At 41.2% G+C, this 5276-nt stretch carries 6 protein-coding genes; all 6 read right to left on the bottom strand.

Features of this window, described 5'->3' with window-relative positions; genetic code table 11:
• On the bottom strand, window positions 1-346 hold a 346-nt coding region (locus tag LG003_RS22420), incomplete at its 3' end, for a toxin VasX (RefSeq protein WP_315903404.1).
• Window positions 343-1068, bottom strand: coding sequence for a hypothetical protein (locus LG003_RS22415; RefSeq protein ID WP_262981688.1), 726 nt, complete (start codon window positions 1066-1068; stop codon window positions 343-345). The genes LG003_RS22415 and LG003_RS22420, both read right to left, overlap by 4 nt.
• On the bottom strand, window positions 1065-2033 hold the full coding sequence (locus LG003_RS22410; protein ID WP_262981687.1) for a hypothetical protein: 969 nt from the start codon (window positions 2031-2033) through the stop codon (window positions 1065-1067). The genes LG003_RS22415 and LG003_RS22410 overlap by 4 nt, the downstream gene beginning before the upstream one ends.
• Complete coding sequence (locus LG003_RS22405) at window positions 2030-2998, bottom strand: hypothetical protein (RefSeq protein ID WP_262981686.1); 969 nt, start codon at window positions 2996-2998, stop codon at window positions 2030-2032. The genes LG003_RS22410 and LG003_RS22405 overlap by 4 nt, the downstream gene beginning before the upstream one ends.
• On the bottom strand, window positions 2995-3963 hold the full coding sequence (locus LG003_RS22400; protein ID WP_262981685.1) for a hypothetical protein: 969 nt from the start codon (window positions 3961-3963) through the stop codon (window positions 2995-2997). Before LG003_RS22400 ends, LG003_RS22405 begins: the two co-directional genes overlap by 4 nt.
• Window positions 3960-5276, bottom strand: a 1317-nt coding sequence (locus LG003_RS22395) for a hypothetical protein (protein ID WP_262981684.1), incomplete at its 5' end; no start/stop codon positions are given. The genes LG003_RS22395 and LG003_RS22400, both read right to left, overlap by 4 nt.

Raw genomic sequence — 5276 nt, 5'->3', positions numbered from 1 at the left:
ATACGCAGTATTTAAAGATGTGCAGATAACCGCGGGCTTTACTGCCCCGGGTGGTCAACGGGTCTTCTTCCTTGATATATATCCAGCCGGGGCGCAGCAGGCGGGCGGCATAGCCTTTGGTTTGCTGGAGTGACGAGGAGAACATCAGGGTGTGGATATCTGGGGGCGCTTCTGGTTTTTCCAGTTCTTTGCCGAAAAAGTTCACATAAGCATAACGAACCGGGTAAATGGGTTTAATGTTGCAGTCACAGGGCTGCATATAAGTATCCGCTTCAAGATTCTGTGGGAACAGTTCGTAAGCTTTTTCTATTAACTTGTCAAAGCGTTCCTGAATGTTGATGGTCATAATATTTCCTTGGTTGTCAGTGTGTCGCATTGTTTGAAAAGTGAATGTGCCCGTATTTCCTGTATTTCTGTTTGCGAGCAGGCTGAGTCCCAAAGTTGTTGCCAGTGAACTTCATCGTTTGGTATTAAACACCTGGCGGCAACGTAATAGAGTATGGCTCGCTGTTGCGTCAGTCCTTGCAGATAAGCCTGATTAGTTTGCTGCAAAACAAAAGCAGGCAGGGTGTTTTTATTCACCTGACAGCGTTCAGCTAGATTTTCATGAATAAAATCGATGGTTTTAAATGTGAGACGTTGTTGCGCTTGTTGCTCAAACAGTTCACACAATTGGTGATTGAGTGTGACAGGCGCAGGTTTTGCCTGCCGAATGTTTTCCGTGATGGTGATAATGTGGCGGGTATCGGGTTTATCGCCATAGAACCATATTGAATTGATCCCCTGCATAAAATGGGCTAATGGCCCGTCGGATAGAGTATTCAACAGAGTCGTCAGTGTGTTGGGATGGTAGAAACGGAAAAATGCCCACGCCTGAGTCAGCTCATTTTTTAAATAGGTGAACTTACGCAGATGATTTAACACCATTTCAAAAGGTTGTTCGCCCTTTTCCTGTTGTACAACTACAACCATTACAAGTTGCTTATCACTTATCTGTGGAATATACCGTATCAACCGTAATTCAGGTTGGGAGCTTTCCGTCAAATAGGTTTGTAATGCCATTTTCATTCGGAAAGATCTTCATCAGGGGGACCTAAGCGATCCAATTCTGCCAAAATCAACGGAATTTGGGCCTCTAAATCGGCGGGTCTTTTATCTTTACTCCACCAGATAAGCGGTTCACGCCGTTTATAATCCACTTTGCTGACCGCTTCTTTGCCATTTAATAAAAACTTCACCATAAAGGCGGCTGCCAGCGCTTTATCATTGCCACTGCTTAAAAAAGCAAAAGAATAACTGCTGACGTTAGGGATAAAACCCCGCCCAATAAGGTTATTATTTTCATCCAGGCCGTAGACTTTGAGGAAAAAAATATTAGTTTTTTCGGCCATGCCGACTTGTGGATAACGGGCGGCATAGGCTTTACCTTTATACCAGGTGTAAAAAATCTGCCGTTCGCGATCGATAATTAATGGCGCCTGACTTTTCCAAAAAAATATACAATATACAAAAGGGGGAATAATCAGTAGGTAAAGCAATAAAAATGTTATATCAGTTATTAAAATATCATTGCTATATTCATAAAAATTATAGCGATAATGCAGGTATTTCCTTAGTGAAATTTCTTTATCGTTACCGATATAACGGGCTCCTTCCATATAATCTGGCAAATCATTGCGTAGATAAAATTTATCACCATATTCCTTTTTCACTATATTAACCCAATGATGAATATTTTCTTCACCACTTCTTCGTTCTTTTATAAAACTATTAATGTTAAGAATAAGACTACTGATAATTCCTAATGTTACAGGGATTAGATTAATACTCCTAAAACGACGTTGAGGATTGCGGATATGACATTCCTTATCATCAAGATAGTCCAGTATTTCCACGTGCTTAATAGTTTCTGCATCTTTAATATCTGGAGGAACCGCCAGAATTTCTTTTTCCCAGAGCTCCAGCCGTTTGGTTGGCAGTGGATGAATAGTGGGAAACCACTTTTTAAGTAAGTTTTTTAATCGCTGTCTCATTCGGAAAGATCTTCATCAGGGGGACCTAGGCGATCCAATTCTGCTAAAATCAACGGAATTTGCGCCTCTAAATCGGCGGGTCTTTTATCTTTACTCCACCAGATAAGCGGCTCACGACGTTTATAATCTACCTTACTGACCGCCTCTTTGCTATTTAATAAGAATTTCACCATAAAGGCGACTGCCAACGCTTTATCATTGCCGCTGCTTAAAAAGGCAAAAGAGTAACTGCTGACGTTAGGGATAAAGCCACGTCCGATAAGGTTATTATTTTCATCCAGGCCGTAGACTTTGAGGAAAAAAATATTAGTTTTTTCGGCCATGCCGACTTGTGGATAACGAGCGGCATAGGCTTTACCTTTATACCAGGTGTAAAAAATTTGTCGTTCACGGTCAATAATTAATGGAGCTTGTCGGCGAGAAAAAAACACACCCCAAACAAAAGGTGGAATAATCAGCAGGTAAAGTAGCAAAAATGCCATATCAATTATCAAAATATCATTACTATATTTATAATAATTATAGCGATAATGCAAATATTTTATCAGAGAGATTTCTTTATCGTTACCAATGTAACGGGCATCTTCCATATAGTTGGGCAAATCATTGCGCAAATAAAATTTTTCGCCATATTTTCCCCTTACCAACTCTATCCAATCACGAAGATTAGATTCAGCACGTTCTCGTTCTTCTATAAAATCATTCACTGTTAATAACAGACTGGTAATTAATCCCAGTGTTACCGGGATTAAGATAATACTTCGGAAGCGGCGCTGAGGATTTCTAATCCAGCATTCTTTATCATTAAGGCGATCCAGTATTTCCACATGTTTAATAGTTTCTTCATCCTTAATATCTGGCGGTACTGCCAGAATTTCTTTTTCCCATTGGGCCAGCCGTTTGGCTGGCAATGGATGAATAGTGGGAAACCATTTTTTAAGTAAGTTTTTTAATCGTTGTTTCATTCGGAAAGATCTTCATCAGGAGGACCTAAGCGATCCAATTCTGCCAAAATCAACGGAATTTGGGCTTCTAAATCCGCAGGTCTTTTATCTTTACTCCACCAGATAAGCGGCTCACGGCGTTTATAATCCACTTTGCTGACCGCTTCTTTGCCATTTAATAAAAATTTCACCATAAAGGCCACTGCCAGTCCTTTATCATTGCCACTGCTTAAGGCCGCAAAGGTGTAACTGGTGATATTAGGGATAAAACCCCGTCCGATAAGGTTATTATTTTCATCCAGTCCGTAGACTTTGAGATACAAAATATTAGTTTTTTCTACCATACCTAATTGTGGGTAACGGGCGGCATAGGCTTTACCTTTGTACCAGGTGTAAAAAATTTGCCGTTCTCGATCGATAATTAATGGCGCTTGACTCTGCCAGAAAAATACACAATAGACAAAGGGTGGAATAATCAATAGATAGAGCAGAAGGAAACTTATATCAATTATCAGAAGTTGGGGGCTACTGGGGTAGTAGGTATAACGGTAATACAAATATTTTCTTAGTGATATTTCTTTATCATTGCCGATATAACGCACATCTTCCATATCCTCTGGTAGGTCATTACGCAGGTAGAATTTTTCACCATATTTCTTTTTGGCATAACCAACCCATCGATGTATAGCTTCCTCATTTTTTTTTCTTGATTCTATAAAATCGTTAACGCTTAACACTAAGCTGCTGATAATTCCTAATGTTACTGGGATTAAGGTGATATTTCGGAAGCGACGCTGGGGATTCCTAACCCAACACTCCTTATCATTAAGGCAATCCAATATTTCCACATGCTTAATGGTTTCCTCGTTTTTAATATCCGGAGGTACCGCCAAGATTTCTTTTTCCCATCGAGCCAACCGCTTGGCTGGCATTGGATGAATAGTAGGAAACCATTTTTTAAGTAAATGTTTTAATCGTTGTTTCATAGTGTACGCTCTCCGTCAAAACTGCCCTTAATGGTATTTTCTGCTATAGGTTTTTCTCCCCAGAGATAACGCATAGGGGCGATGACGCTTTCTGATTGCTCATAATACCAGTACAGTTCACTATTACTGGGGAAAACGCCCTTCGTTTCGGTAATTACTACCTCCAGTGTTGCGGTATCGCCATTTAGGGTAAGTTTAGCCTGTTCTTTGGTTTCCTTAAATTTGGCATTGCGAAAGGTATCGAGAGTATATTTTTGACGGTTAATCTCAATATAATCGATTTTTTCTCCCCAGTAGGAGATTTTCGGTGGAGTCACAAAGATACCGCGAATATTTGAAAGACTTATCTGAAAAGCAGGCAAAGTGAAACGATAGATAGTGACGCCAAATCCCTGATGTATTTTCAGTTGTGGCTGAATAAAGAGATTTAAAAATTCTTGGTTCTCTATAAGAAAAGCGTTATTAATGGCATCGCTCATTTCCCTGGCATCTTGTAATTGATTTGAGATAGTTGGTCGTTCATCCACTGGCCAAAAAGCATATTTCTTTCCCGCTCCCCAAAAACAATTATTCAGTACTTTCTCTAAATCTGACCAGGAACCGCTGGCTTGTACAACACTACCGCCAATAAGTAAACTAGTACCTGCTGCCAGCCATGCTAATAGTCCCGCTGTCAGTACAGAGCCAACGGCAAGAAATATTAATCCTACTGTTGTCAGAATAATAGAGCCTGTCCCTATCGCTACCAGGCCATAACCTTCCATGTTATTACCCACTTTGAAGGCGTTACTGGCATCATAGAAGGAGATAATTGCCCCTAAATAGCCCGCCACGCTACCGGCAACACGGGAGAACTGATTGACCATTGCGATATTGACGGCAGGCACTTTTATCCCGCTCATCAGCGCCTTGACTATGGGGGAGTTTACTTTGCTGGCTAATGTTGAACCAATAGAAGTCAAATCTGCACTCATACCAATCACTGCGGTGCTAAAGCGCAGCAGATTCATATAGGTAGGTCCGGGTTGTAACGGGTTGTTGCGGGCATATTCTGTCTGCATGAGCACATCGGACAGGGTGAAGGCATTCAGAAACAGGCTGACACCGATCAGTGAAGAATCAAACAGTAAACCAAGGGAAGGTTTACCGGCCCCGTCTAAGGTAAAAAGTTGAACTGGAGAGTCCACACTGGTTTTAACTTCCGGCAGGGTTATCACTGGTTTGTTGCCAAGTGATTCCAGACGTTTACTCCAGTTAATCATCCGCTCCCCGATAGCCTGTTGACGCACTGCCGGGTCAGGGAGGTGGCGATT

The organism is Photorhabdus kleinii, assembly GCF_025384885.1.
In the GTDB taxonomy this organism is placed as follows: domain Bacteria; phylum Pseudomonadota; class Gammaproteobacteria; order Enterobacterales; family Enterobacteriaceae; genus Photorhabdus; species Photorhabdus kayaii.
Note: the sequence above shows the minus strand (reverse complement) of the source record. Positions and strands in the feature narration are given on the sequence as shown.

Excerpts from the sequence above, each read along its gene's own strand:
- LG003_RS22410 (WP_262981687.1), bottom strand. The coding sequence starts at position 2,033 with ATGAGACAGCGATTAAAAAACTTACTTAAAAAGTGGTTTCCCACTATT.
- LG003_RS22405 (WP_262981686.1), bottom strand. The coding sequence starts at position 2,998 with ATGAAACAACGATTAAAAAACTTACTTAAAAAATGGTTTCCCACTATT.
- LG003_RS22400 (WP_262981685.1), bottom strand. The coding sequence starts at position 3,963 with ATGAAACAACGATTAAAACATTTACTTAAAAAATGGTTTCCTACTATT.
- LG003_RS22415 (WP_262981688.1), bottom strand. The coding sequence starts at position 1,068 with ATGAAAATGGCATTACAAACCTATTTGACGGAAAGCTCCCAACCTGAA.